27 protein-coding genes and 1 pseudogene are annotated in these 26,711 nt (G+C 68.9%); 17 read left to right on the top strand and 11 right to left on the bottom strand.

What is annotated here, in order from left to right:
* Positions 1-10: 10 nt before the first annotated feature.
* From OD997_RS08660 to OD997_RS08650, 3 genes are read left to right on the top strand one after another with little or no spacing between them, the layout of a single operon-like run.
* Complete coding sequence (locus OD997_RS08660) at positions 11-301, top strand: DUF4287 domain-containing protein (protein ID WP_434331210.1); 291 nt, start codon at positions 11-13, stop codon at positions 299-301.
* 32 nt (positions 302-333) lie between these two features.
* Positions 334-981: a dihydrofolate reductase family protein gene (locus OD997_RS08655; protein WP_434332358.1), complete on the top strand. Its 648-nt coding sequence runs from the start codon at positions 334-336 to the stop codon at positions 979-981.
* Positions 982-1,031: 50 nt separating this feature from the next.
* Positions 1,032-2,009 carry a 1,4-dihydroxy-2-naphthoate polyprenyltransferase gene (locus OD997_RS08650; RefSeq protein ID WP_434331209.1) on the top strand — a complete coding sequence of 326 codons (978 nt, stop codon included), beginning with the start codon at positions 1,032-1,034 and terminating at the stop codon, positions 2,007-2,009.
* 1 nt (position 2,010) lies between these two features.
* On the opposite strand, the gene OD997_RS08645 is transcribed toward OD997_RS08650, so the two are convergent.
* Together OD997_RS08645 and OD997_RS08640 are read right to left on the bottom strand one after the other, a co-directional pair.
* Complete coding sequence (locus OD997_RS08645; RefSeq protein ID WP_120494207.1) at positions 2,011-2,319, bottom strand: DUF4229 domain-containing protein; 309 nt, start codon at positions 2,317-2,319, stop codon at positions 2,011-2,013.
* A gap of 37 nt (positions 2,320-2,356) precedes the next feature.
* Positions 2,357-3,268, bottom strand: a complete 912-nt coding sequence (locus OD997_RS08640) for a hypothetical protein (protein ID WP_434331208.1) — start codon at positions 3,266-3,268, stop codon at positions 2,357-2,359.
* Between the two features lie 125 nt (positions 3,269-3,393).
* Between OD997_RS08640 and OD997_RS08635 the strand changes: the two genes are divergently transcribed.
* The 5 genes from OD997_RS08635 (at position 3,394) to OD997_RS08615 (ending at position 9,378) form a co-directional block, all read left to right on the top strand.
* Entirely contained in the window at positions 3,394-4,404 is a 1,011-nt protein-coding gene (locus OD997_RS08635; RefSeq protein WP_434331207.1) for a glycosyltransferase family 2 protein, read from the top strand.
* On the top strand, positions 4,401-5,759 hold the full coding sequence (locus tag OD997_RS08630; RefSeq protein ID WP_434331206.1) for a polysialyltransferase family glycosyltransferase: 1,359 nt from the start codon (positions 4,401-4,403) through the stop codon (positions 5,757-5,759). Before OD997_RS08635 ends, OD997_RS08630 begins: the two co-directional genes overlap by 4 nt.
* A gap of 13 nt (positions 5,760-5,772) precedes the next feature.
* Entirely contained in the window at positions 5,773-6,972 is a 1,200-nt protein-coding gene (locus OD997_RS08625; RefSeq protein WP_434331205.1) for a cytidylyltransferase domain-containing protein, read from the top strand.
* A gap of 85 nt (positions 6,973-7,057) precedes the next feature.
* Positions 7,058-7,930, top strand: a complete 873-nt coding sequence (locus OD997_RS08620; RefSeq protein ID WP_434331204.1) for an N-acetylneuraminate synthase family protein — start codon at positions 7,058-7,060, stop codon at positions 7,928-7,930.
* Positions 7,931-7,956: 26 nt separating this feature from the next.
* On the top strand, positions 7,957-9,378 hold the full coding sequence (locus OD997_RS08615; RefSeq protein ID WP_434331203.1) for a DUF6716 putative glycosyltransferase: 1,422 nt from the start codon (positions 7,957-7,959) through the stop codon (positions 9,376-9,378).
* 9 nt (positions 9,379-9,387) lie between these two features.
* Here OD997_RS08615 and OD997_RS08610 read toward each other — a convergent pair whose 3' ends face one another.
* Complete coding sequence (locus OD997_RS08610) at positions 9,388-9,990, bottom strand: TetR/AcrR family transcriptional regulator (RefSeq protein WP_434331202.1); 603 nt, start codon at positions 9,988-9,990, stop codon at positions 9,388-9,390.
* A gap of 108 nt (positions 9,991-10,098) precedes the next feature.
* Between OD997_RS08610 and OD997_RS08605 the strand changes: the two genes are divergently transcribed.
* Together OD997_RS08605 and OD997_RS08600 are read left to right on the top strand one after the other, a co-directional pair.
* Positions 10,099-10,812 (top strand): SDR family oxidoreductase, encoded by a 714-nt coding sequence (locus OD997_RS08605; RefSeq protein WP_434331201.1) that lies wholly within the window; start codon positions 10,099-10,101, stop codon positions 10,810-10,812.
* A gap of 31 nt (positions 10,813-10,843) precedes the next feature.
* The gene (locus tag OD997_RS08600; RefSeq protein WP_434331200.1) at positions 10,844-11,842 is read left to right on the top strand and encodes an NADP-dependent oxidoreductase; all 999 of its coding nucleotides are present in this window, start codon (positions 10,844-10,846) and stop codon (positions 11,840-11,842) included.
* A gap of 68 nt (positions 11,843-11,910) precedes the next feature.
* Here OD997_RS08600 and OD997_RS08595 read toward each other — a convergent pair whose 3' ends face one another.
* Positions 11,911-12,705, bottom strand: a complete 795-nt coding sequence (locus tag OD997_RS08595; protein ID WP_434331199.1) for an ABC transporter permease — start codon at positions 12,703-12,705, stop codon at positions 11,911-11,913.
* Positions 12,702-13,748, bottom strand: a complete 1,047-nt coding sequence (locus OD997_RS08590) for an ATP-binding cassette domain-containing protein (protein ID WP_434331198.1) — start codon at positions 13,746-13,748, stop codon at positions 12,702-12,704. The genes OD997_RS08595 and OD997_RS08590 overlap by 4 nt, the downstream gene beginning before the upstream one ends.
* A 61-nt stretch (positions 13,749-13,809) precedes the next feature.
* Between OD997_RS08590 and OD997_RS08585 the strand changes: the two genes are divergently transcribed.
* Positions 13,810-14,796, top strand: coding sequence for a helix-turn-helix transcriptional regulator (locus tag OD997_RS08585; RefSeq protein ID WP_434331197.1), 987 nt, complete (start codon positions 13,810-13,812; stop codon positions 14,794-14,796).
* Here OD997_RS08585 and OD997_RS08580 read toward each other — a convergent pair.
* Positions 14,785-15,720 (bottom strand): hypothetical protein, encoded by a 936-nt coding sequence (locus OD997_RS08580; RefSeq protein ID WP_434331196.1) that lies wholly within the window; start codon positions 15,718-15,720, stop codon positions 14,785-14,787. The genes OD997_RS08585 and OD997_RS08580 overlap by 12 nt on opposite strands.
* Positions 15,721-15,855: 135 nt before the next feature.
* Here OD997_RS08580 and OD997_RS08575 point away from each other — a divergent pair.
* Positions 15,856-15,931 (top strand): annotated as a pseudogene (locus OD997_RS08575).
* A gap of 25 nt (positions 15,932-15,956) precedes the next feature.
* Here the strand turns inward: OD997_RS08575 and OD997_RS08570 are convergent.
* Together OD997_RS08570 and OD997_RS08565 are read right to left on the bottom strand one after the other, a co-directional pair.
* Positions 15,957-17,150 (bottom strand): low temperature requirement protein A, encoded by a 1,194-nt coding sequence (locus tag OD997_RS08570; protein WP_434331195.1) that lies wholly within the window; start codon positions 17,148-17,150, stop codon positions 15,957-15,959.
* A 43-nt stretch (positions 17,151-17,193) separates the two neighbouring features.
* Positions 17,194-18,138 carry a LacI family DNA-binding transcriptional regulator gene (locus OD997_RS08565; protein ID WP_434331194.1) on the bottom strand — a complete coding sequence of 315 codons (945 nt, stop codon included), beginning with the start codon at positions 18,136-18,138 and terminating at the stop codon, positions 17,194-17,196.
* Positions 18,139-18,216: 78 nt separating this feature from the next.
* Between OD997_RS08565 and OD997_RS08560 the strand changes: the two genes are divergently transcribed.
* Both OD997_RS08560 and OD997_RS08555 read left to right on the top strand, forming a co-directional pair.
* Entirely contained in the window at positions 18,217-19,236 is a 1,020-nt protein-coding gene (locus OD997_RS08560) for a zinc-dependent alcohol dehydrogenase (protein ID WP_434331193.1), read from the top strand.
* Positions 19,237-19,256: 20 nt separating this feature from the next.
* Positions 19,257-19,805 carry an isochorismatase family protein gene (locus OD997_RS08555; protein ID WP_434331192.1) on the top strand — a complete coding sequence of 183 codons (549 nt, stop codon included), beginning with the start codon at positions 19,257-19,259 and terminating at the stop codon, positions 19,803-19,805.
* 12 nt (positions 19,806-19,817) lie between these two features.
* Here OD997_RS08555 and OD997_RS08550 read toward each other — a convergent pair whose 3' ends face one another.
* Entirely contained in the window at positions 19,818-20,432 is a 615-nt protein-coding gene (locus OD997_RS08550; protein ID WP_434331191.1) for a TetR/AcrR family transcriptional regulator, read from the bottom strand.
* Between the two features lie 70 nt (positions 20,433-20,502).
* Here OD997_RS08550 and OD997_RS08545 point away from each other — a divergent pair, with 70 nt between their 5' ends.
* Both OD997_RS08545 and arfB read left to right on the top strand, forming a co-directional pair.
* The gene (locus OD997_RS08545; RefSeq protein ID WP_434331190.1) at positions 20,503-21,789 is read left to right on the top strand and encodes an MFS transporter; all 1,287 of its coding nucleotides are present in this window, start codon (positions 20,503-20,505) and stop codon (positions 21,787-21,789) included.
* Between the two features lie 24 nt (positions 21,790-21,813).
* Positions 21,814-22,254 carry an alternative ribosome rescue aminoacyl-tRNA hydrolase ArfB gene (gene arfB / locus OD997_RS08540; RefSeq protein ID WP_434331189.1) on the top strand — a complete coding sequence of 147 codons (441 nt, stop codon included), beginning with the start codon at positions 21,814-21,816 and terminating at the stop codon, positions 22,252-22,254.
* A 24-nt stretch (positions 22,255-22,278) separates the two neighbouring features.
* Here the strand turns inward: arfB and OD997_RS08535 are convergent, their stop codons facing one another.
* Positions 22,279-23,244, bottom strand: coding sequence for a DUF1214 domain-containing protein (locus tag OD997_RS08535; protein ID WP_434331188.1), 966 nt, complete (start codon positions 23,242-23,244; stop codon positions 22,279-22,281).
* 105 nt (positions 23,245-23,349) lie between these two features.
* Complete coding sequence (locus tag OD997_RS08530) at positions 23,350-25,422, bottom strand: bifunctional lysylphosphatidylglycerol flippase/synthetase MprF (protein ID WP_434331187.1); 2,073 nt, start codon at positions 25,420-25,422, stop codon at positions 23,350-23,352.
* A gap of 217 nt (positions 25,423-25,639) precedes the next feature.
* Between OD997_RS08530 and OD997_RS08525 the strand changes: the two genes are divergently transcribed.
* Positions 25,640-26,707 carry a PQQ-dependent sugar dehydrogenase gene (locus tag OD997_RS08525; protein ID WP_434331186.1) on the top strand — a complete coding sequence of 356 codons (1,068 nt, stop codon included), beginning with the start codon at positions 25,640-25,642 and terminating at the stop codon, positions 26,705-26,707.
* The last annotated feature ends 4 nt before the right edge of the window (positions 26,708-26,711 follow it).

Below are 26,711 nucleotides of genomic sequence, written 5' to 3'. Positions count from 1 at the left end.
AGGAGCATCCATGTCCTTCCAGGCTTATCTCGACAAGGTCGAGACCCAGACCGGCCTCACCCCGCGGCAGTTCGTCGAGCTCGCCAAGGAGCAGGGCTTCGACGAGACCACGAAGTCGACGGTGGTGCTCAACTGGCTCAAGGAGGAGTACAGCCTCGGCCACGGCCACGCGCAGGCGATGGTGCACGTGATCCTCAAGGGGCCGAAGATCAGCGACAAGCACGTCGGCAAGGGCGGTGCGCACGGTGATGCGTCTGACACCCTCTGGCTCGACGGCAAGGACAGCAACCCGAACGCCTGATCCGCATCACCCGGCACTGCAGAAGAGAGAGCATCATGGCCGTCCGCGTCGATCTCAACGTCTCCCTCGACGGATTCGCGACCACCACCGATCAGACACCCGAGAAGCCGTTCGGGGATGACTGGCCGCGTCTGGTCGCGGCCTACGCGGCCACGCGCACGTTCCGCACCCGCGTGCTGGGCGATGACTCAGGTGCCGGCACGACGGGGGTCGACGAGAAGTACGCCCACGCGTACTTCGAAGGCATCGGCGCCGAGATCATGGGTGCGGGCATGTTCGGTCTGCACCAGAATCCGGATGACCCTGACTGGCGCGGATGGTGGGGCGACGAGCCTCCCTTCCATGTGCCGGTCTTCGTGCTCACCCACACCCGGCGTGACTCGATCGAGTTCGCGAACGGCACGGTCTTCCATTTCGTCGATGCGGCGCCGGAAGAGATCCTGCCGCGCGCGATCGAGGCAGCAGGCAGCGACGACGTGCGCATCGGCGGGGGCATCGACGTCGTGAGGCAGTTCTTGCGCGCAGGACTCGTCGATCGGGTGCACCTCGCCGTCGCGCCGCTCGTGCTGGGCAGCGGCGAGCGCATCTGGGACGGCCTGCGCGGCATCGAGAACGGCTACGACGTCGCGTCCGAGGTCGCCGAGTCGGGCGTCACGCACCTCACCTTCACCCGCGACTGACAGCCGCGGCCGCACAGGCGTCCATCGGGTGCCCCAGTAGGATTCCCTGCGTGGCAGCATCCTCGAAGCGCAAGAAGAACCCGACCCGTGTGAGCGGCAATCCCGCGAAGCGGGCGAGCGGCAACCCGGCCCAGCGACCCGTCATCGAGGCGGGTCCCGTCACGGTCGGCGACTGGATCGGCGCCGCGCGAGTGCGCACGCTCCCGCTCGCGATCGCACCGGTCGTCATCGGCACCGGTGCCGCCCGCAGCACGGGCCCGGAGTTCCACTGGGTCATCGCCCTCGCGTGCCTCGCGGTCGCGGTGCTGCTGCAGATCGGCGTCAACTTCGCGAACGACTACAGTGACGGCATCCGCGGCACGGATGCCGTGCGCGTCGGCCCCGCCCGCCTCACGGCATCGGGTCGCGTGAAGCCCCGCACCGTGCTCGTCATAGCGCTCGTCTTCTTCGCCCTCGCCGCCGCGGTCGGCGTCGCGATCGTGATCCGCACGGAGCAGTGGTGGATGCTCGCGATCGGCGCGGCCTGCATCATCGCCGCCTGGTTCTACACCGGGGGCAAGCGCCCCTACGGGTACAACGCTCTCGGCGAGGTCTTCGTCTTCATCTTCTTCGGGCTCGTCGCGACGCTCGGCACCACCTGGGTGCAGGCCTTCACGCTGCCGCAGCAGGCCTGGCTCGGAGCCATCGCCGCCGGTCTGTTCGCGTGTGCCGTGCTGCTCGCCAACAACCTGCGCGACATCGACCAGGACCGACTGGTCGGCAAGCGCACCCTGACCGTCCTGATCGGCAAGCGCGCGACGCAAGTGCTCTTCACGCTGTTCGTGCTGGCGCCCTTCGGCATCCTGGCGTTCATCGCGCTGCTGTACCCGATCGCCTGGATCGGGCTGCTGGCACTCCTCTCGGGGCTCCCGGCGATCCTGATCGTCTGGACGTACCGTCAGGCGAAGGAGCTGGTCATCGCGCTGGCGCTGACCTCGCTGACCGCGCTGCTCTACGCCGGCGCGTTCTTCTGGGCGCTCGCCGGCTGAGTCAGTCCTCGCGGCGGGTGGCGGTGTCGCCGGCTGCGGCGCCGTCGATCGCCTCGTCTTCGGCATCCGCGTCGGCCTGCTCGGCCTCGCTGCGTCCGCCCCTGCGCTCGACCAACCGCGCCGACGCATCGGTCAGGGGTGCACGCAGGAAGAGCATCGAGATGCTGACGCCGATGAGGGCGGCGAAGATCGCGGCCAGCCACCAGAATTCGCGGAAGATCGGGAAGAAGAACCACAGGATCGCGAGCGGCACGAGGAATGCCAGCAGTCGGAGCACGGTGTAGACGAGGAAAGGTGCGCGGTTCTTCACGCGGACAGTCTACGTTCGCGACCTGAGGCGTCTGCTGTCAGCCGTCCGAGCGCTGTCCATCGTCCAGCCCGAGAGAGGCGAACGGGATGCCGCGGACCACCCGACGCCACGGATGCTCCCCGAGCGACCACAGCAGCTTCTCGTCGAGGTCGAGGGCGAGGTCCTCGCACCCGACCGGAAGAGGCACCCGATCGCGCACCAGAGCGTCGCGGCTGCCGGTCCACAGAACCCCCGGGCGCATGCGGTCGGACTGCGAGATGAAGTGCCGGTCTCCCCAGCGCACCGCGCCCTGCATGTGGCGGATGCCGGGGGTGAAGCGACTCTCCTCGTGGAAGCCGTCTTCGTCGGACTCCGGGAGGGAGAACTCCGCGACGCGCCCCCGGTCGTCCTTCGTGTACTCGCCGATCAGGACGCGGCGGAGCGGTGTGCCGTCGTCGTCGAACACACGACCGAGATACGAGCAGCGGATGTCGATCGGATGCACGCGGGTGCGCACCGCGACGAGTGCGGTGGCGCGCAGGCCTCGGCCACCGGCACCCGCAAGACGTCGTGCCTCCGCGCCCCGGACGCGCCGGATGCCGGCGAGGTCGAACTCCCAGATGCCTTTGCCGGTCGCGGCGACGAAGAGGCGGTCGTCGAACCAGGCCAGGCCGCCGGCGTGGATCCGCGCGGGCTGCAGCTCGCCGCCGTCCTCGACGGCGAGCAGCACGTCGAGGTGGCGGGAGCGGTCGAGATCGACGAAGGCGACCCGCGAGGCCAGATGGTGCCCGTCGAGCTGCTGACGGAACCAGCTCACGGCCAGCGTGCGCCGACCGTGCCACAGCCCGAGGTCGATGCCCTGCGGATACCAGCGACGCGTCCAGGTGCGGGCGCTCAGCCAGCGCAGATCCACGGTGCCGCGGCGCTTCTGCCGCACCGGGCGCCATGTCGTTCCGAACGGCCAGAGCATGGACCCATCGTCGCCGATCACCGACCGAGGCGCGAATCCGCCGTGCCCGCGCTCAGCGGACGCATCGACGCGCGTCACCCTGCGTTCACCCTCGCGTCCCCGACCGGCAACGATCGCCTGCGACCATGCCGAGACCGTCGACCCGGGGGAGTTCTGTGCGCACACCGCTCGTCACCGTCATCCTGCCCGCCAAGGACGCGGGCGCGTACATCGGCACGACGCTGGAGACGCTGACCCGCCAGTTCGACGATCCGGCGGCGCTCAAGCTCGTCGCGATCGACGATGGATCCCGCGACGACACCGGCACACTGATGCGGCGCTACGCCGAGCGTTTCCCGCACTCGACCGTCATCGAGAACCCGCAGCCGAAGGGGCTCGCGAGCGCCCGCAATCAGGGGCTCGCGCACGTCGAGGGCGACGCATTCTGCTTCCTCGACGGAGACGACTGGATGCAGCCGCAGCGGCTCGACGTGCTGACGCGGCGCTTGCGCGACCTGGACTGCGACTTCCTGCGCACCGATCATGTGACGGTGAAGGCCGGCGTGCGCACGCTCATTCCGGCGCCGTATCCGTGGCGCGAGCGTGTGGGGTCGCCGCGCGAGGCGATCCTGCCCGAGAACGAGCCGACCATGGTCGACTACCCCTTCGCCTGGGCGGGCGTGCTGCACACCCGACTGATCGACGACGGTCTCGCCGCCTTCACCCCAGGACTCTTCACCGCCGAGGACCGCCCGTGGATCTGGCGCCTGCACCTGCAGGCCCGCTCGTTCGCGGTGGTCGATGCTCCGGCCCTGCTCTATCGCCGAGGGGTGTCGACCTCGCTCACCCAGGTGCGTGATCGGCGACAACTCGACTTCGTACGCGCCATGGACGAGGTGCTCGACATCGCGGCAGCGGATGCCGAGGCCGACCGCTTCCTTCCGAAGGCGGTGTGGAGCGTGCTGGCGCTGAGCTCGCGACACCTCGTGCGGGCACGACGGATGACACCGTCGCTGCGCGCGGAGATGCGCGCCGGCATCCGCGGGCTGCTCGCGCGTCTGCCCGAGACCGAGTCGGCAGCGGTGCTGGCGCGACTCGACGGCCCGCGGCGCCGCGTGCTCGCCCCGCTGCTGCGCACGGTGGGTCGTGCGGCATGACCCAGCTCTTCGCGCTGCACAGCGCCTACGGACTCGCGACGGCCGCGGCCGCGCTCGACGGAGGACTCCTCGGAGAGCACGGCGAGCGCATCCTCGTGCCGTTCGTGTCGTCACGGGTGCCGGAGACGACGGTGGGCATCCTCGCCGATCCTGCGCTCGCGAGCCTTCGGGATCGGTTCGACCGGGTCGAGGATCTCGACGCGCTGCTCGGTCCGCTGCATCCGAGTGCCTGGAAGCCCGAAGCCGCCGATCTGCCGCTGCTGAGAAGACTGTTCGCTCGTGCGTGGGGACTCGACGGAGACGATCTCGAACTGCTGGTGCAGAGTCCGCAGGTCGCGCCGGCACGCACCCTGATGACGCTCTTCCCGCACGCGCGACTCACGATCATCGGCGACGGGCTGATGACCTACTCGCCCATGCGGGTGCGTCTGCCGCACACGGTGACCGCCCGGATCGGCCGCGTCGTCCATGCTGACGTCGTGCCGGGGGTGACGCCGTTGGTCGGATCGCCCACCGCGATGCCCGTGCCCGTCTCTCCTGAGCTGTTCCGTGCCGTGCTCGCCGAGACGGCAGCGGGAGTGGATGACACGACCGATCTCGAGCACGCGCTCGAGGGGGAGCCGACCGTGCTCGTCCTCGGCCAGTACCTGTCGGCTCTCGGGCTCCTCAGCGAGAGCGAGGAGGTCGCGCTGCAGACCCGGATGATCGACCGCGCGGCGGGTCTGAAGCCCGCGCACATCGTCTTCAAGCCGCATCCTGCGGCGCCGCCCCGGTTGAGCGACTCGCTGCGCGATCGGGCTGCGGTGCACGGCGTCGAGTTGCACGAGTACCGCGGCGCGCTCGCCGCGGAGATGCTGGCCGAGCGGATCCACGCCCGTGCCGTCATCGCCGGATTCTCGACCGCACTCCCCACGGTGCAGGCGGTGTTCGGCACCGAGATCGAGGCGGTCGGAGCGGATGCCGTGCTCTCTCGACTGACCCCGTTCGAGAACAGCAATCGCGTGCCGGCCACGATCGTCGATGCACTCACCCGACGCGATTCCCCCTACCGGGAACCCGAGCGGATGCAGCTGTTGATCGACGCGGTCGGCTACGCCATGCAGCCGGTCGTCGCCGGACACCTGCGTGGGCGTGCGGAGGAGCTGCTGATGAGCATCCGTCCCTCCGACCGCGACAGGTACTTCGCTCCTGAACGGCTGTCGGAGCTGCGTCTGCCGGGTGCGCCGCCGGAGACGGCGGTGCGCCGTGCCCTGCGCCCGGCCGGCGGAATCGGCCGGGTCGAGCAGCTGCGGTTGACGGCGCTGGGCGCGCGGCGACGGATCGGGCGCGCGTGGCGTGCGCTGCGAGGACGGTGAAGGGATGACGACCATGAGCACGACGACGGACGAGAACCACGAGCACGCCGCACCACGGGTGGTCGCGATCATCCCGGCACGGGGCGGCTCGAAGGGCGTGCCTCGCAAGAACGTGCGACGGGTCGGCGGCGTACCGCTGATCGAGCGGGCCGTGCGCAGTGCGCTGGCGGCCGACGGCGTCGACCTCGTGGTGGTCTCGACGGACGACGACGAGATCGCCGCGGTGAGCGCGGCTGCCGGGGCGCGAGTCGTCAGGCGGCCCGCAGAGATATCTGGTGACACGGCGTCATCCGAGAGCGCGATCCTGCACGCGCTCGACGAACTCGACAGGTCGGGTGACGGGGCCGATGTGGTGGCCTTCCTGCAGGCGACGTCGCCGTTCATCCCCAGCGGCGTGCTCGCCGATGCGGTGCGAGAGGTGCGCGAGGGCAGAGCAGACAGCGTGTTCTCGGCCCACGAGACCTACGGGTTCCTGTGGGCGCGCACCGATGCGCAGCAGGCGGATGCCGGAGCTGCCGTCGCGGTGAACCACGACGCCGCTCACCGTCCTCGACGCCAGGACCGCGAGCCGCACTTCCTCGAGACCGGAGCGTTCTACGTGCTCCGAGTCGACGGCTTCCGCGAGGCGAAGCACCGCTTCTTCGGCCGCATCCGCATCGCCGAGGTGCCCGAGTGGACCGCGATCGAGATCGACGATGAACAGCAGCTGCGGATCGCGCGTGCGCTCGCCGCCCTGCACGAGACGGCCGAGCGGATTCCGGTGCGGGCGATCGTGACCGATTTCGACGGCGTGCACACCGACGACACCGCGAGCGTCGACGCCGACGGTGTCGAACGCGTGCGGGTCAGCCGAGAGGACGGCATGGGGGTGTCGCTGCTGCGCCGTGCCGGCATCCCGATGCTGATCCTCTCGACCGAGGTCAATCCGGTCGTTCGCGCGCGGGCCGACAAGCTGCGTGTGCCGGTGCTGCACGGCATCGACGACAAGGAGTCGGCTCTGCGCGGGTGGGCGGAGGAGAACGGCATCCCGCTCGCCGAGATCGCGTACCTCGGCAACGACGTCAACGACCTTCCGGCGCTGCGTATCGTCGGCTGGCCCATCGCCGTCGCGAACGCGCATCCGCTCGTCCTCGAGGCGGCTCGCGTGGTGCTGGGTCGAACGGGCGGCCACGGGGCCGTGCGCGAGCTGATCGAACGGGTGTTGCCGGCCTGACCGACTCTGGTAACCCTCCTGTCGCACACAGTTCACCCCCGGCGCGTACTCAGGGGAGAAGGCCATTTCGACGACCGGAGGAACCATGACTGTCAGCATCGGATCGCGCGTGATCGGCGGCGGTCACCCCGCCTATCTCATCGCGGAGATCGGCCTCAACCACAACGGCGACGTCGACATCGCCAAGCGCCTGATCGACGTCGCGGCGAAGGCGGGTGCCGACGCCGTGAAGTTCCAGAAGCGCACGCCCGAGATCTCGACCCCCGAGCACATGCGTGACGTGCCGCGTGAGACCCCGTGGGGCACCATGAGCTACCTCGACTACCGCCGCCGTGTCGAGTTCGGTCGCGACGAGTACATCGCGATCGGCGACCACGCGACGATGCTCGGTCTCGACTGGTTCGCCTCGCCGTGGGATGTGCCCAGCGTCGAGTTCCTCGAGGACCTCAACGTCGTGGCGCACAAGGTCGCCTCGGCCAGCCTCACCGACACCGAGCTGCTCGTCGCGCTGCGCGAGACCGGCAAGCCGATCATCCTCTCGACAGGGATGTCGACGATCGAGCAGATCGACCGAGCGCTCACAACTCTCGGCACCGACCGGGTCGTGCTCATGCACGCCACGTCGACGTACCCGCTCGAGCCCGAAGAGGCGAACCTCCGGGCGATCGCCACGCTGCGTGACCGCTACCCCGGCGTGCCGGTCGGATACTCAGGGCACGAGCGCGGGCTGCAGATCTCGCTCGCGGCCGTCGCGATCGGCGCCGTCGCGGTCGAGCGTCACATCACCCTCGACCGCACCATGTGGGGCTCCGACCACGCGGCCTCGCTCGAGCCGACGGGTCTCGAGCACCTCGTGCGCGACATCCGCGTGATCGAGACGGCCCTCGGCGACGGGGTCAAGCGCGTCTTCGACAGCGAGCGCGCGCCGATGGCGAAGCTGCGTCGCGTCTCTGCATGAGCGGATCGGGCATGAGCGGATCTGGCATGAGCGGACCGAATATGAGCGGATCGGGTGCGCTGAGGGTCGTCGCGATCGCGGATGCCGACTCGTTCGTGAAGTGGTCGGCGTCGCTGCTCGGCAGCGTGCCCGGCATCCGTCCGCACCTGCTGCTGGTGCAGACGCCCCTGACGGCCAGCGTCGAGCAGCAGCGCACGGCGCTGACCGGCACCGGGATGCTGCCCGAGAACGTCACCCGGGTGGCATTCCCGCAGGCCGAGGGCTGGCTCGAGGGCCAACGCCCCGATGTGGTGCTGCTCGCCGGCCGCGGTCCGTTCGTGCGGCTCATGGGCAGAGTGATCGACAGCCTCACCCGTCGCCCGGTCGTCGTGGCAGGGCTTCCCGGCATGGCGATCCCTGCCCAGCGGGGCGCCCTGGAATACCGCCGCCACGCCGATCTGCTCGTCGTGCACTCGCATCGGGAGGAGCGGGCGTTCGCCGAGCTCGGACGTCGGATCGGCGTGCACGTGCCGACGGCGCTCGCGACCCTGCCGTTCGCGCGGTCGCGATCCCGGATGCTCGCGCATGATCGGGCGTGCGTGCTCGCCGCAGACCAGGCCGGCGCATCGGGAACGCTCGTCGTCGAACGGCCCGCCCCGTCGGAGCCGCAGCATGAGCGCCCGGTGCGGATGCCGGCCACCGACATCGTGTTCGCGGTGCAGGCGCTGGTGCCGGTCGGTCGCGACGAGCGCGCCGAGATCGCGGCGACCCTCGTGCGGGCGGCCGAGGCCGATCCCCGTCGCCGAGTCGTCGTGAAGCTGCGTTCGCGGCCGGGGGAGTCCGAGACCCACCTCGAGCGCGAACCGTATCTCGATCTGCTGCCGGCACGGCTGCCCGACAACCTCGTGGTGTCGTACGGCTCCATGGCCCGGGCGCTGTCGACGGCGGCCGGGCTCGTCACGGTGAGCTCCACCGCGGCCGTCGAGGCGGTCGCACTCGGCGTGCCGGTGATCGCGCTCGACTCGTTCGGGGTGAGCAAGAGCCTGCTCAACACGGTGTTCGTCGGCAGCGGTCTGCTCGGCGGGCGCAGCGAGGTTGTGGCGGGGCGCTTCCGGCATCCGCATCCCGACTGGCTGCGCGACAACTACTTCCATCCCTCGGCCGAATCGACCTGGTGGGAGCACGTCGAGCAGCTCGTCGCGCTGCGCCGGGCCGGCGCGTTGCCTGCCAGGCAGGTGCCCGTCGCACGAGGAGGGGCGATGCACGAGGCGTGGCACCGCGCGAGCGTGCTGGGCTCGGAGGATCGTACGCTCAGCGGTGCGGCCGCTCTGGCGATCGGGGTTCCCGCGACGAAGGCGATCGCCGCCCTGCGTCGTGGCCGGGCACCGATCGACGGCGGCACCTGGGCGGATGCGTCGACCGACGTCACGCTCGAGCCGAACCCCTTCCACGATTCGATCCGGCGCTGAGCGCAGGTCTCACCGATCGAGCAGTGCGCCGACCTGGGCCCTGACATCCGCGGCGATCTCGTCGACGCTCGCATCGGCGTTGATGCTCGCCGCCATGGTGACGAACATCGCGGCCGAGACGATGCGGGCGAGTGTCGGGGCGCGGTGCTCGTCGATAAGCGGATCGCGGCTCAGGATGCCGGTCAGCGCTGCCTCGGTCTCGCCGACGATCCGCAGAGCCTCGGCATGATGCGAGTCGGCCGGGTTGCCGAACACCATCTCGCGGAGGTAGGTGCGGCCGTTCTCGACCTGCACCCGATTGCAATCGATGATCGGGCGGAGGAGGGCCATGGTCGCGTCGAGGGTGTCGTCGGTCGTCGCGGCCGCCGCGCGTCCGGTCTCCAGCGCCGCGGCGTAGTGCGCGTTCTGCACGAGCAGAAGCAGCTCACCCTTCGTCTTGGCGTAGAGGAAGAGCGTTCCGGTGCCGACATCCGCCTTCTCGGCGATCTGCTGGGTCGTGACGTCGTCGATACCGTGAGTGGTGAAGAGCTCGGCTGCGGCCGCGGTGATCCGCTCGAGCTTCTGCTGCTTGTTCCGCTCGCGTCGCCCGAGCGGTGTGGCCTGGCTCGACATCCTGATCCCCTCGGAATATAAACTGAGTGCAGTCGGTTATGACTGGAGTCGCTTGTGCGTATGCTCAGCGATCATCTCCTCATTGTCGCAAAGAAGAAAGAGCGGTCCATGCCTTCACTCAACGGAGCTGTCGTCCTCGTCACCGGTGCGAACGGAGGTATCGGCACGCAGTTCGTGCACCAGTCGCTCGCACGGGGAGCTGCCAAGGTCTACGCCAGCGCACGCACGCCGCGTGAGTGGGATGACGTACGGGTGGTGCCGTTGACGCTCGACGTCACCGATGCGCAGTCCATCAGCGATGCGGTGGAGGCAGCATCCGACGTGACCGTGCTGATCAACAACGCCGGCGCCTCCGTGCCGACGGCGGGGATCCTCACGCACACGGACGACGAGATCCGCCGCAACGTCGAGACCAACTTCCTCGGCCCGCTGTTCCTGACGCGCGCGTACGCCCCGCTGCTGTCGGGCCGCGACGGAGCCACGGTCATCGACATCCACTCGGCCCTTGCGTGGTTCGCGGTCGGTGGCATCTACAGCGCCACGAAGGCGGCACTGTGGTCGGCGACCAACTCGCTGCGTCTCGAGCTGGCACCCGCGGGAGTGCACGTCGTCGGCGTACACGTCGGCTACGTCGACACGGCGATGGCCGAACACGTCTCCGACCCCAAGACCGACCCGGTCGACCTCGTGCGGGCGATCCTCGACGCGACCGAACGGGGCGAGTACGAGGTGCTCGCGGATGAGATCTCGGTGCAGCTCAAGGCCGGTCTCAGCGCGCCGCTCGACGCGGTCTACCCGCAGCTGCGCGGCTCGGCCGTCTGACCTGGCCCCGCAGACAAGGAGAGGAACGACCATGCGCGCATTCGTGCTCACGAAGTACAAGCGGCCGCTCGAGCTGAGGGAGACCGCTGAACCCGAGATCGGTGACCGAGACGTCCTGATCCGGGTGGAGGCCGTGGGCCTCAACCAGCTCGACGAGAAGATCCGCAGGGGGGAGTTCGCGCAGATCTTGCCGTACTCGCTCCCTGTGGTGCTCGGCAACGACGTCGCAGGCACCGTGATCCGCGTCGGCGGGCTCGTCGAGTCGTTCCGCCCAGGAGATCGGGTGTTCGCGCGTCCCGATGAGCGCCGCATGGGAGCGTTCGCCGAACGCATCGCGATCGCCGAGTCGGACGTCGCCCTCGCTCCCACGCGCATCACGGCGGCGGAGGCCGCGTCGCTCCCGCTCGTGGCGCTCACCGCCTGGCAGGCGCTGGTCGAGCGGGGGCGGGTCGAGCCCGGGCAGAAGGTCCTGATCCACGCGGGAGCGGGCGGCGTCGGCTCGATCGCCATCCAGCTCGCGAAGCATCTCGGAGCCACCGTCGCCACGACCGCGAGCGCAGCCAACGCCGATTTCGTCCGCCGCCTGGGCGCCGATGTCGTGGTCGACTACCGCAGCGAGGACTTCGAAGAGGTGCTCCCGGACTACGACCTCGTGCTCGACAGTCTCGGCGGCGCGAATCTCGAGAAGTCGCTGCGGGTGCTGAAGCCAGGAGGCCTCGCGATCGGGATATCGGGGCCTCCCGACCCCGCGTTCGCGAAGCGAAAGAAGCTGAACCCCGTGGTGCGGCTCGCGATCGCAGCGCTGAGTCGAAAGATCCGGCGCCAGGCGAAGCGACTCGGAGTCACCTACGAGTTCCTGTTCATGCGGGCCGACGGTCAGCAGCTGAACAGCATCGCGACGCTGGTGGACGACGGGGTGATCACGCCCGTCGTCTCGAAGAGCTATCCGTTCGAGCAGATCCCCGATGCTCTCCTCGACCTCGTGGCCGGCGGTGGTCGGGGCAAGATCGTGGCCACGCTAGAGGTCTGACCGAGGCGCCGACTCCTCGCCTCCCGCCCGAATCGGGCGAGGTTGCGCGGAGTCGGCGCCCTGACGGCTCAGCTGCTGCGGCGGATCGCTCGAACCCCCACGACGAGGCCGATCGCGGCGACGGCCAGCGCCGATACCCAGCCCCAGAGCACGGTGGCATCGCCGAGGTCACCCGCGAAGAGCGCGCGCTCGGCCTGCACGACCCAATTGACCGGGTTGACCGAGGCGACGGCGCGCATCCACGCGGGGCCGTCGTCGAGCGGCAGCAGCATTCCCGAGAGGATCAGCAGCGGGAAGATCAGCGACTGCTGCACGCCCCAGAACAGCCACTCGCGGTCTTTCGTGGCCAGCGCGAGCGAATACGACAGCGAGCCGAGCCCGACGCCGAAGACCGCCAGCAAAGCGAGTCCGATGAGCAGCCCCGGCACGTTGATCGCGAATCCGAACGGCCAGGCGATCAGCACGATCACGAGCGCCTGCACGACGATCGGTGCGATCTCCTTGAGGGCCCGTCCGACCAGCAGCGACGAGCGGGCCAGCGGAGCGACCAGAGTGCGCTCGTGCGAGCCGGTCATCATCTCGTACTGCAGATTCGACCCCGTCGCGCCGGTGCCGAACAGCACGATCATCACGAGCACACCCGGCACGAACCAGGCCAGGGTCTCGCCGGCGGGCTGACCGGAACCGCCGATCAGCAGCGGCGCGAACAGCCCCAGGAAGACGAGCGGCTGCAGCAGGCTGAAGATCAGCGTGAACGGATCGCGCAGCACCGGCTTGAGCTCCCGGGTGAGCACGTTCTTCGTATCGCGCGCGAGGTTCGCGCGTACGAGGGTGTCGGTGTGGGGAAGGCCGGTGGTGGTCATGAGAGGACTCCTGTCTTGTCGTTCTCGCTGGCGTCGGGTGCGGTGTCCGCGTCGGTGTCGCGTGCGGCGCCTCCGCCCTCTCCTGCTTCGCGCAGCGTGCGCCCAGTGAGGGCGAGGAACACGTCGTCGAGAGTGGGAGGCACCCCGGTCGCCCGGCGGACGAGGATGCCGGCGGCATCCAGCTCGCGGACGATCATCGGCAGCAGCTGATCGCCGTCGGGGACGGCCAGCGACACCGAGTCGCCGTCGATGGTCGCGTCGGCCGTGCTGAGCCGTGCGATGACGGGACGCGCGGTCGCCGCATCCGCCTCGCTCGCGAAGCCGAAGGTGAGCACGTCGCCGGCGAGGTTCGCCTTCAGCGACGCCGCGTCGTCGTCAGCGATGATGCGCCCCTTGTCCATGACCATGACGCGCTCGGCATAGCGGTCGGCCTCTTCGAGGTAGTGCGTCGTGAGGAACACCGTCGTGCCGTGCTGCGTGCGGAGGTCGAGGATGTGCTCCCAGAGGTTCGCCCGGCTCTGCGGGTCGAGGCCGGTCGACGGCTCGTCGAGGAAGATCAGCGGCGGGGCGTGCATGAGCCCGAGCGCGATGTCGAGCCGGCGCTTCTGCCCTCCGCTGAGCTGCTGCACAGTGCGCGTCGCGAATGATGCGAGATCGAGCGACTCGATCAGCTCGTCGGCCCGGCGGATGCTGTCGCGTCGGGTCATGCCGTAGAACGCGCCCTGACTCAGCAGCTCGTCGCGGACCCGCTGCGAGAAGCTCCCGCTCGTGAGCTGGCCGACATAGCCGATGCGGGCGCGCACCCCGGCGGCATCCGTGTGGATGTCGTGGCCGACCACCCGGGCGGTGCCCGATGTCGGAGGGATCAGTGTCGTCAGCATCCGCAGGCTCGTGGACTTGCCCGCGCCGTTCGGGCCGAGGAACGCGACGAGCTCGCCGCGGACCGCGGTGAAGGAGAGGTCGGTGACTGCGTGCACCGGCGTCTTCTTGACGGTGAAGACCTTGGTCAGGCCTTCTGTTTCGATGATGGATTCGTTCGACATGCTCAGAGAGTACGAACCAACCAGGACATATCCTGTCCGCAATGTCTGACAATCTTGACGCATGTCCGACACCACCACCCGCGCTCTCGCACTGCTCAATCTGCTGCAGACGCACCGGCACTGGCCTGGCACCGAGCTCGCCCGTCGCCTCGGCGTCACCGAGCGCACCGTGCGCCGCGACGTCGACCGGCTGCGCGAGCTGGGATACCGGGTCGAGTCGACGCCGGGTGCGGCCGGCGGCTACCGCCTCGAAGCCGGCAGCGCGGTGCCGCCGCTGCTGCTCACCGACGACGAGGCCGTCACGATGGCCATCGGCCTGCGGGTCGCGGCGACCCAGCAGCTCGTCGGCGGGGCGGAGGTCACTCTGACGGCACTGGCGAAGCTCGAGCAGGTGCTGCCGTCGGCGCTGCGGCAGCGGGTGAACGCGCTCGCCGCCTCCGTACAGCCGCCGCGGATCGGAGAAGGGCCGGTCGTATCGCCCGCTGTGCTGGGCGAGATCGCGATGGCGACCCGCGATCACGAGCGACTGCGCATGCGGTACATCGACGGGGCAGGGGCCGAGAGCATCCGCCGCGTCGAGCCGCATGCGCTTGCTCCCTCCGGGCGCAAGTGGTTCCTGCTGTGCTGGGACCTCGACCGCGACGACTGGCGGACCTTCCGTGTCGACCGCATCGTCTCGGTCGAGCACACACGGGTGCTGTTCACCCGCCGCGAGATCAGCGAGGAGGAGATCGAGGAGCGGGTGCTCATCGCCGCATCCTGGACTCCGCAGAAGATCGAGGCGGACGCCGTGATGGAGCTGTCGCTGCCGGTGATGGAGGGCATGTTCGGCCCGTGGTCCGAGGGGGCGACGGCCGAGGGGGAGGACCGCACGCGGTGGCCGTTCGGCGGGTCGGACTGGCGGGAGGCGATGTATGCGCTGCTCTGGATTCCCGAGGGCGTCGAGTACACGACGTCGTTCCCCGAGCCGCATCGCGCGGAGCTCAGGGAATCGCTGGAGCGCCTGCTGCGGGCTCTCGACGCACCGGCTCCCGGCTCACGCGGGTAGGGGCCGGCGCGCGACGATCGAGGGTGGGTTCGGATCGTCCCACCGCTGGAACGTCTGCACCGACCAGAACGCGGCGAAGAGGATCAGGGCGACGGCCTCGCCGAAGAGCACGACCGGGGTCTCCCCGAACGCCTGGCGGAAGAGCAGCGCCATGACGAGCAGCAGGAGGTCGACGATCAGCAGTCCTGCGATCCAGCGGTAGATCGATCGTTGGCGAGGAGTGGGCGGGGTCTCGCCCGGTTCGAGGGGGCCGCCCGCGTAGAGGATCGGCACTGCGGCGAACACGCCGAAGAACAGCAGAGTCACCACGAAGTGGATGCTGTGCACAGGCCAGAAGTTGAACGGGAAGTACTCGTTGACGGCGGGCCAGAAGGCGAGGGCGACGACGACCGCGGCCGTGACGAGCGCGATGATCGACACCAGCCGGGCTGAGCGATTCGGCGTGTGAGTGCGGTGGCGGATCACCGTCATCGTGATGACCACGGCCACGACCACCACGGCGTAGACGGCGATGCCGAATCGCATATCGCCCTGGAACTCGACCGGCACGCACTCGAAGTTGTCCGGGCACTCATGTCCGCCGATCCGCTCGCGGTTCGCAAGACCGGTCGGCACGATCGCGATCAGCGGGGCGAAGAGCGCCGAGATGTCGAGCAGAGTGGTCGCGCGGTCTCGTCCCGAGAGTGCGAGGAGTGCCAGAGATGCCGCGATCAGAGCCCCGACGAAGACAGTGCGGGCCGGTGTGTAGAAGGAGTGGCTGATCGAGGGCAGCGGATCCCAGCCGAGTGCGAACGGCTCCCAGGACGTCACGACCGTCTGGATCAGCACTGACGCCAGCAGGGCGAACACGATGAAGACGAGCGACAGCCGCAGATAGCGGTGGGTCCTCAGGCTGGTGGGGGCGGTGTCCTCATCAACGGCCATGAGGTGACCGTACACCTCGCTCCGGACGGAGTCGGATGACGCGGCGTGACGCCTCTCGACACGCGAGGACTCACTGTGTCAATCCCCGCAACGATGCTGGTCATCCAGATCACGGCGAGGTAACGTCGTTCCCATCGCGGCGATCCGGGCGGTCCCGGGCCTCAGCTCATATCTGACGGCGTTGCGGGTTCGACTCCCGCCGTCGCGTCCACTCTCTCCGGGATCTTAACGCCCGGTCAGCCCCCTGAGCGGCGATCGCGACGCAGACGCTCGACCGTCTCGCCCGCGGCGACACCGACGAGCACGAGCGCGGCCGTGATCGACAGCGTGAGAGCGTTGACGAGGAAGCCCGCGAACCCGACACCCGCGAGCAGAGCGAGAGCTACCAGCCCTACGAGCTGAGCTCGCGCCCAGCGCCCCTCGAGTATGCGGCGGAACAGCACGGTACCGGAGAGGAAGAGGATCGGTGCGCCGACGATCACCATCGTGGCGGCGAGGCCGCGCTGGTCGGGAAGAGTGAGCATCTCTTTGTCGCCCACGCTCATCAGCACGATGCCGGCGATGATCGGAAGATGCACCCAGGTGTAGACGGTGCGAGCGAGCCGGGCAGGTTCCTCTGACGCCTCGATCGCCTCGGCGCCCACGCGTTCACCGTGGTCGAAGTAGATCCACCAGGCCGCCGCGGCAGCGACGAACGCCGTCACCATCGCGGCGATGGATGCGACCGACGATTCCTTGTCGACGAACGCGAAGCCGGTGACCAGCAGGCCTTCGCCGAGCGCGATGAGCACGAAGAGGGATGTGCGCTCGGCGATGTGCGGACCGGAAAGATCCCAGGACCGCAGCAGAACCTTCCCCCATCCGGGCACCGGGAAACCGAGCACGGTGCCCAGCAGTTCGAGTGCGAGCGCTGCGGCCCACAACGGCAGCTGCCATTCGAGGGGAAGCAGTGCGCCGATGATCCACAATGCGCCACCAGCGAGCGTCCAGCACAGGATGAGCGAGAAATCGCGGGCCACCCGCCGATCGTGGCGGGCTGTCGCCCACACGATGAAGACCGTGCGCCCGACCTGGAGGACGACGTAGGCGATCGCGAACGCCCAGGCTCGATCGCCGAACGCCTCGGCGATCGAGACGCTCATCACGAGCGCCACGAAGGCCAGGGCGATCACCGCACCGCGCACAGGAAGCTTCACAGGGTCGAGCCAATTGGTCACCCAGGTGGTCGACACCCATGCCCACCACAGCGCGCACACCATGATGACCCCCTCGAGGGCACCCAGAGGGGTCTGGTTCTCGTAGAGGTAGGCAGACAGCTGAGTCAACGCGAGGACGAACACGAGGTCGAAGAACAGCTCGACATACGTCACTCGATCCGCGCGCGGAGAGTCCGTGCGGCGCAGCACATCACGAGCCATCCCGAATGCCATGCGACCATCCTGGCATCGCCGGTCGCGACCTCGACGCACTCGTTCAGGAACGGGCCGTGCTGCTCGACCCGCGTTCGACGACCCACGAGTGCGGTACCGGAGCATTCGGATCCGTGATGCCGAGGATGCCGCGTGCGGCTCGACGTCCGTAGTCGACCGCCTCGATGCGCACCGTGGTGAGTCCGGGGGTGGTGTGCTGCCCCCACCCGGCGTCGTCGAAGCCGATGACCGACAGGTCGTGCGGAACGCGGATGCCGAGGCTGTGCGCTGCGCGCAGGACGCGTGCAGCCGAGTCGTCGTCGAAGCCTGCGATACCGGTGACGCCCCGGGAGATCGCCGCTTTCAGGGCGTCCGTGCCGGCATCCGGATCCTCGGGCATCGCGATCGTCGCTGGCGGGGCGATGTCGAGCGCCCGAGCGGACTCTCGGAGATGGCGTTCCCGGAGGCCGATCATCGCAGATATGCCGACGGTCTCGGCGGGGCGGGCGAAGGCGATGCGCGAGTGGCCGAAGCCCACCAGGTGGCCCGCCTGCGTGAGCGTGTGCGAGGCGAGGCCGTCGATCCATCCGCCGTCGAGGCCGTCGCTCTCGGCGCCGGCGTAGATCGCGCCGAGGTCGATGACGGCTCGAGGGGAGATCGCGTCGATCGTGCGGGCGAGGGCGTCGCCGGTCGCTCGGAGCACGGCGACGGAATGGTCGCGGCTCGAGAGCTCGATGTCGAGGCCGTCGAGAAAGGACTCGAGAGCGGTGCCGCGGGGGAGTCCGCCGGTGGCGACGACGACCGTGCGAGTCGTGCCCTCTCGCAGGGCGCGGGCGAGCGTGGTCGGATACCCGAGCTCCTGCGCCGCGCTGCGGACGCGATCGCGAGTGCCGAGGGGGATCGTCTGGCCCGCGGTGTCGTTGAGCACGAAGCTCACCGTGGTCGCCGACACCCCGCTCACTCGGGCGATGTCCCGAATGGTCGGTGTCTTGCGAGAACTCCCAGCCACGGAGACAGCTTAGAGTCACTAATGTTGTTTAGTGACAGCGCAAGACTGCGTCGGCCGATGCAACCGAGGGAGAACGGCATGAAGTCAGTGGTGATCACAGGTCCCGGAACCACCGAGGTGCTCGAGGTCGAGCAGCCCACGGCGGGTCCCCGCGACGTGCTGGTGAGGATGAAGGCCTGCGGCATCTGCGGGTCGGACCACATGTACACGATGTACGGCGGCATCCCGCCCCGTCAGGGGGCCACTCCGCTGGGGCACGAGCCCGCGGGTGAGGTCATCGAGGTCGGCGCCGAGGTGGGCGATGCGCACGTCGGCGACCACGTGGTGATCAACGTCATGGCGACGGTCGACGGTCTGCTCGGCAGCGGCGGCGCACAGGGCGGATTCAGCGACGTCATCGTCCTGAAGGATGCTCGGGCCGGGGTGCAGTTCCGCGTCATCCCCGAGGAGATCCCGTGGGAGGTGGCGGCGCTGAACGAACCCATGGCCGTCGCGAGGCACGCGACCAACCGCACGGCATCGAAGCCCGGCGACAAGGTCGTCGTGTTCGGGGCCGGCCCGATCGGCCTCGGCGCGGTGCTCGGCTTCAAGGCGCGCGGCGCCGGCCACGTCGTGGTCGTCGACATCGTGCCCAACCGTCTCGAGAAGGCGCTGCTGATCGGCGCCGATGCGGTGATCAATTCGGCGGAAGAAGATGTCTTCGCCCGCCTGGTCGAGCTGCACGGTGCCGCCGCGCCGGTCGTCGGCGTGCGAGGTGAGCGGCCGGATTCGGATGTCTACCTGGATGCCGCCGGTGCGCCCGCGGTGATCGCAACGGCGACGTCGGCGGCCAAACAGGGGGCGACCCTCGGAATCGTCGCCGTGCACAAGAAGCCGGTCGAGATCGACTTCGGAGCTCTGCTCACGACCGAGCTCACCGTCGTGCTCTCGATGGGGTACCCGACCGAGATCTTCGAGGTCACCGACGACATCATCGCGAACTGGCGCAAGTACGAACTGATCATCAGCGACCGCATCCCCTTCGATCGCGTGCAGGAGGCTCTCGCGCTGGCGGCGACTCCGGGTGCGGCCGAGAAGGTCGTCGTCACGTTCCCGTGACGACAGGGGGAGAAGAACGGATGCCGAAAATCGAACTCCCGTCGACGACGGCGCTCGTCGTCGTCGACGTGCAGGCGGGAACCCTTCCGAACGCGAGAGCAGTGAGCGCCGAGGACCTCGTGTCGCACGTGGGCAGCCTGGTCGAGGCCTTTCGCGACTCCGATCGCCTGGTCGCCTTCGTGGTCTCGACCGGGACCGCGGTCGGTGCTACCGAGTACGGACCCGGCGGACGCGTCTGGCCAGAGGGCTTCGCTGAGCTCGCTCCCGGCATCGCGAATCGTGAGGGCGAATCCGTGCATCCGCGCGCCGGGTGGAGCGCGTTCGCGGGCACCTCGCTGCTCGAAGAGCTGACCGCGAGGCAGATCACCGACGTCGTGGTCGCGGGTCTCGCGACGACCTTCGGAGTCGAGTCGACCGCACGTGCCGCCGCCGATCTGGGGCTCTCCGTGGTGGTCGTGTCCGATGCCGTCTCCGACCCCGACCCGTCCGGTCACGAGCGCTCGCTGACCCGGGTGTTCCCGGCGCTCGGGAGGGTGCGGACGACGTCGGAGGTTCTCGCCGCTCTCTGAGACCCTTCGGACTCAGTCCTGCGACTCCGCGAGGGCCGCCTCGACCGGAGCCCAGCCGTTCTCGAGCACGGCGAAGCCGGCGTCGAGGATCCCGAGCTGGTCCTCGTGCTCGTTGACGAGCAGCTGCATCTGCAGGACGAAACGGGAGTAGACGCGGATCTCGGCCGTCGGCTCGGGGAGTCCGAGCTCGTCGGCGATCGCGTCCGCCAGAGCATCCTCGTGCCGCAGCCACATCTTCGCGGCGTACTCGCTCAATGCCGGCGTCTCGTTGAGGAACGCGAGGAAGATCCGGGTCACGTCGTCGCCGTGCTCGTCGATGTTCGTCCGCACCTCGGCCGCGTAGAAGGCGTGGATCGCGCGGTTGATCGTGACGCCCTCAGCACGGTCGCGGACGGCGGAGACGAGTCGATCGCGCTGCTCGTCATCCTCGTCGAACACGAGCGCCTCCTTCTGGGGGAAGTGCGCGAACACGGTGGTGGGAGAGACGTCGGCGGCGTCCGCCACCTCGCGGATGCTGACGTTGTCGAAACCCCGCTCGAGGAACATCATCGTCGCCACGTCGGAGATGTTCTTGCGGGTCGCCGCTTTCTTGCGTTCGCGGCGTCCGAGAGGCTCAGAGTTCGTCATACCTCCACGATATCGCGAACTCGATACAAAACTGGCTTGACAACAAAACTGGTATTGATACAGTTTCGGAGTGACTTCACTTACGAACCCGCCTGCGCGCGGCGAAAAGCGCGCCTGGATCATGCTCATCGTGCTGACGATGCTCACCGTCATCGGCATGACCGTCGTCCTCCCCGTCCTGCCCTTCGTCGTGCTGCAATACGTCTCGCATGAGGGTGATCTCGCGATCTGGGTCGGCGTGCTCGAAGCGATCAACGGCCTGTGCGCCTTCCTGGTCGCCCCCTTCCTCGGCCGGCTCTCCGACCGCTTCGGCCGCCGACCCGTCATCATCGGTGCCGCGTTCGGCGCCGCGTTCGCCATGACGCTGTTCGGCATCGGCGGAGCGATCTGGGTGCTCGTGCTCGCCCGCGTCATCCAGGGCCTCACCGCGGGAGACATGCCCGCCCTCTTCGCCTATCTCGCCGACATCACCCCGCCGGAGAAGCGCGCTCAGCGGTTCGGACTGCTCGGGGCCCTGTCGGGAATCGGCATGATGATCGGCCCGGCGATCGGAGGCCTCCTCGCCGCCGTGAGCCTGCAGCTCCCGGTCTTCCTCACCGCAGCGGTCGGACTCGTCATCGCGATCCTCAGCATCTTCCTGCTCCCCGAGAGCCTGAAGCCCGAGAACCGCATCCCGCGCATCGCCGTGCGCGACCTGCAGCCGTTCGCCGTCTTCAAGGACGCGTTCAGCCGCAAGGAGCTCCGGGGCCTCATGATCGGCTTCGGTCTGCTGGCACTGCCGTTCGGCTTCTTCGTCAACAACTTCAGCGTGCTGGCGCTCGATTCGATCAGCTGGGGGCCGACCCAGATAGGTCTTCTCACGGCCTGCGTCGGCATCATCGACATCCTCATCCAGGGTGTGCTGCTCGGCATCCTGCTGCCTCGCATCGGCGAGCGCGGCGTGATCGTGAGCGGCATCGTCGCGCAGATGATCGGCCTGATCGGCCTCGCGGTCGTCGCCTCGATCTTCGCGCAGCCGTGGGTGTTCATCGTCGGTGCGCTTCTGCTCGCGGCGGGTCAGGGCGCCTCGCAGGCGGCGATGGACGGAGCCATGTCGAACGCTGTCGGTGACGACGAGCAGGGCTGGCTGGGAGGAGCGACCCAGTCTCTCGCCGCGGCGATGAACACCGTCGCACCGCTGATCGCGGGTGCTCTCTACGTCACCGTCAGCCACGCGGCTCCGTACTGGCTCGGCGCGGCGCTCATGGTCATCGCTGCGATCGTCGTCGGCCGCGCGCACATCGCGAACACCGCGAAGCGCGGGCCTGCCGATGAGGATGCTGTCGTGCCGGTGGATCTCGCACGTGCCGACAACTGACCGGACGGGAGGGATGATGGAAGCATGCCGTCAACCCACCGTCCAGGGCTCCGGGTCTCGTCCGGTCTGACGATCCCCGAGGCCGAGCTGTCGTGGCGCTTCTCGCGCTCGTCGGGGCCGGGTGGGCAGGGCGTGAACACGGCGGACTCGCGCGTCGAGCTCGGGTGGGATGCTGCGAACAGCTCCGCGCTGACCCCGTACCAACGTGACCGCATCGTCGAGCGACTGGGCGGCCGTCTCGTGAACGGAGTGCTCACGATCGCCGCCTCCGAGCACCGCGCCCAGTTGCGCAACCGCGACGCCGCACGGGAGCGACTCGTGGCACTGGTCGCCGAGGCCCTGCGTCCGCCGGCACCTCAGCGGCGGGCGACGAAGCCCAGCCGCGGCTCGAAGGAGCGTCGGCTGACCGCCAAGAAGCGGCGCACCGATGTCAAGAGGATGCGCAAGCCGCCACGCGACGGCTGAAGAGGTCGAGCGGGCGCTGCCGCGTCAGGATTCCCGGAGGCTCGGGAACGACCACGTGCCGTCGAGGACCTCGGGTCGCGGGCGATAGAGACGGACGAGGTAGTTCCACCCGTCAGGGAGGGGGAGTGCATTCGGCCGGTCGAGATCACCGCCGAATCGGATCGTGATCGAGCCGTCGGCATCCCGTACGCCCGTCACGCTGTTGACGCTGTACGCCCCCTGATCATTCGGGGCGAAGTATCCGTCTCCGTCGTACAGCGACACCGACCAGAAGCCGTCGACGGGCACGTCGGCGAGTACACGCAGCGTGTACTCGCCGAGAGGCAGGCGAGGATCGACATTGATGTAGAACGCCTCGTGTTCCGGGAGCCCGCCCCAGCCGGCCGCGGTGGCGAGCAGGTGGCGGATGGGGTCGACGTCATCGGCCCGGCCGAAGCAGCGTTCGAACCCGCCGAGCCCTTTCGCCAGGGTCAGGATCGCCCCGCGCGTCTCGGCGAAGCTCTCCTCGTCGTAGACAGGGGCGGGGAACTCGCCGGCTCCGACCGATGCCACCACGAAGCCATCTTGCAGTGCGTTCACCGTGGCGACGTCGTCGGGATCCTCCGAATCCACCAGCACGCGCACCGCTGCGAGGACGAAGTCGGAGCCGAGGTCCTGCGCCGACAGCTCGTGAGTGCCGGGGTCATGGAGCACGCGGTTGATGTAGTGGCCCTCGTTGACGAGCATCACCGAGATGTACCGGTCGCCCGCATCGGGGATCGTGATGGTCGCGCCGCGCGAGACGTCGATGATCGCGGCGCTGTACAGGGTGTCGCGGTTCATCCTGATCACCGTCTGCTGGTCGACCGGTGTCGGAACGCGGTAGTGGTTCCAGCGGTTCGACCCACCGGCGGCGGAGGCGATCGCGTCGAACATGCGCGCGCTCTCGACACGGGCGAAGTTCGCGAAGGTGACGGGCGCAGAAACGATGGGCGCAGCAGTGTCGGTCATCGGTGGGTCCTTCCTCGACGGTGCCTTCATCCTGGCTTCGAGAGTCGCTCGGCGCACGTGGGCTCACCCCTCGCGGGTGAGCCCACGCGCAACGCGACGGACTGATCAGTCCTTGCTGCCTCGGACCAGTTCGAGCCCCGCGCCCGCGAACTGCCGCAGTGTCGCATCCGGCAGGAACGCCCGGGTGAGGGCCGTGCCGATGGCCGCGAGGTCGGCCTCGTCGCGGAACAGCAGGTACATGGTCTCGTAGCGCGGGTGGAACTTCTGCTTGAAGCGGTGCAGCGATCCGAACCCGTAGACGGGCTCGAGGGCTTCGGCGAGACGATCGCTCAGCGCGGCGATCATGCCGGCATCCGGCGGGTAGTCGTGGGCGAGCGGTGCTCCCGAGAGCGACATGATCTCCGCCCCTTCCTCCGAGAACTGCCGGGCGGACGAACCGATCAGGTACTCCATCACCGGGGCGAAGCCGCCCTCCCGCCGACGCATGAGGTCGAGCGTCCAGCCGCGCACGGTGCCTCCCTCGCCGTAGACGGGAAGCCACGACAGGAATCCGTCGACGTCGCCGTTCGGAGCCAGCGCCAGGGCGAGACGCACCTCCGGATCCTCCGCTTCCTCGAGCGTTCCGAGCGTGAAGCGCATCTCGGGCAGGTCCTTGTCGCCGACCCACGCCTCGGAGATCGCCCGCAGCTGCTGCTGCACCCCCCACGACTCGGCTTTCAGGTGCGTCATCTTGAACGTCATCTCGTCACGACCCGCGCGGTTCAGCGAGGTCCGCACCGAGTTCCAGCGCTTGCCCGTGAACTCGAGGCCCGGCAGGTCGACGATCGTGTCGTCCGCGACGACGATGCTCCTCCACGTCGACGGCACCGCCCGGCGGGTGGCGTCGTCCGCGCTGAAGAAGCACGGCACGAGGCCCGCGTTCTCCGAGGTGCGGATGAAGTCCGTCACGGCGTCTGCGCGGGCATCCGCCGGGCCGATCGGATCCGCGAGCGCGAGCGCGACGCCGGCCCGCCGCTGATACGCCACGATCCCCGCGGCGGTGCGTGCGTAGCTGTTGCCCTCCCAGGTCGTCATCCACGACAGGGTGCCGCCGCCGTGCGCGCGCAGCTCGGCCTTCACCTCGTCGACCGAGGGGGCCGGCTGGATGCCGAGGAGGGACTTCCGCTTCGCCCGGAACGCCCGTCGCACGGCGATCAGGTAGACGAGCAGGACCAGCCAGAGGAAGCCGTTCGCGAGAGCGAGTTCGGTCTCGCCGTCCCAGCGCAGATCGACATCGGCCTGCGAGAAGACGGTGATCAGGGTGAGGACGAGCGCCCCGAGCAGGACGTTGAAGAGGCCCAGCAGGATGACGAGCACCCACGACCAGCGTCGGCCTCGCAGAAGCCCGTTCACGAGCACGACGATGATCACGAGATCGATCGCCAGATCGATGAACCCGCCGGACGCGGGATCCGTCGGACCGAACGGGCCGTCGGTAGCCACCAGCGTCGTGATGATCTCGACCGCGCCCAGCACCAGCAGAGCGACGACCGCGATGAGGCGCTGCTCGCGCACCGTTGTCCGCTGCACGCGCAGAGTGCGGTCGGCGAACAGGATCAGCAGCACCGCGAGCAGGTGCTCGAGGTCGGCGAGTGCGCCCCAGAACAGCATCGCGATGAAGACGAACCCGAGAAGGATGAGCCAGCCGCGCACGCGCCACGGCGGGCGGAACAGCCCGACGGCGGCGGCGATGCACGCCATGGTGCCCCCGGAGGCACCGACGTCGAGCGCCTGAGCCTGGGCTTCGGCCCACGCCCACGGCAGCTGCGAGGCGAAGGCGAGCACCAGAGCAGTCGCGAACATCGCGAAGAGCTGGCCGACCCAGTAGTAAGCGAGGGCTACTCGGGAACCCCGCCGGAACTCGAGGTACGCCATGCCCCAGAACCCCGAGATCGTGAAGAGGTAGACCCAGGGCGCGTTGACGAAGAAGGTGCCGGTGAGGGGCGTCCACCACTTGCCGTCGAGGAAGTTCGGCAGTCCGTAGGCGACGTCCGCGAACAGGTCGGTCTTCTCGAACGGACTCCACAGCCCCTGCCACGCCACTCCGACGATGAGGATCAGAGCGACCATCGTGAGAGTCGCCGGTATCCGCCGCACGACGGCGAGCACGGGATGCGTGGGGGTTCGCGCCTCGGTCATGCGCTCAGCGTAGCGAGGACGACGCGCTTTCCGGAGGGGGACGTTCCTGTCGCAGTTCGTGCCGCTTCCCGATCTTCCGGTCGCACTTCGAGTCGTCAGCGCGCCATTCCGACGGCACAAACTGCGACCGGAAGTGGCAGCGGTGAGGCGGCAGGTGTGGTGCGGCAACGGCGGTGCGGTACTGGCGGTGCGACAGGACATCACTTTGAATGGACTCATGCCCGCGCATCGGCCCACCCGCTCGTCAACCGCACGACGGCGAGCCTCGATCGCGCTCGCGACCTCATCCGTCGCCCTGCTCACGGCCTGCGCGTCGCAGCCTGCACCGATGCCCGAGGTCGGCACCGACTCCATCGTCGAAGGGCTCGACGCGCCCTGGTCGATCGCCTTCCACGACGGCGTCGCGCTCGTGAGCGAGCGCGACAGCGCGCGTGTGCTCGAGATCACCGATGACGGCGAGACCCGTGAGGTCGCCGTGATCGACGGCGTCGCACCCGCCGGCGAGGGCGGGCTGCTCGGACTCGCGGTGCACGACGGCGAGCTGTTCACCTACTTCACCGCACAGGACGAGAACCGCGTCGAGCGGCGGGCGATCACCGGGGAGGCGGGGGATCTCTCGCTCGGCGAGCCGACGACGGTGGTCGACGGCATCCCGGCGGCGGGAAATCACAACGGCGGACGCATCGCGTTCGGCCCGGACGGGATGCTGTACATCACGACCGGCGACGCCGGTGACCGCGACAGCGCGCAGGACGTCGATGCCCTGTCGGGCAAGATCCTGCGACTCACCCCCGAGGGAGACATCCCCGACGACAACCCCTTCGAGGGCTCACCCGTATTCAGCTTTGGGCACCGCAATCCGCAGGGCATCGGCTGGGATGCCGAGGGTGCGATGTACGCGAGCGAGTTCGGTCAGGACACCTGGGACGAGCTCAACGTGATCGAGGCCGGTGGCAACTACGGCTGGCCCGAGGTCGAGGGGATCGCCGACGACGACGAGTTCATCGACCCCGTGCAGCAGTGGTCGCCGGATGAGGCCAGCCCGAGCGGCATCGCGGTCACCGGATCCGACATCCTCATCGCCAACCTGCGCGGCGAGCGCCTGCGCGTCGTGCCGCTCGACGACCTGACGGCCGGCACTGAGCGATTCACGGGCGAACTCGGACGCCTGCGCGATGTCGTGGTCGGGCCCTCAGGAGAGGTCTGGGTTCTCACGAACAACACCGACGGCCGCGGCACCCCCTCCGACGGCGACGACCGCATCCTGCGTCTGGATCGCGGTTGACCTC

The sequence above is a fragment of the Microbacterium sp. CGR1 genome (genome assembly GCF_051062835.1).
Classification (GTDB): Bacteria; Actinomycetota; Actinomycetes; order Actinomycetales; family Microbacteriaceae; genus Microbacterium.
Note: the sequence above shows the minus strand (reverse complement) of the source record. Positions and strands in the feature narration are given on the sequence as shown.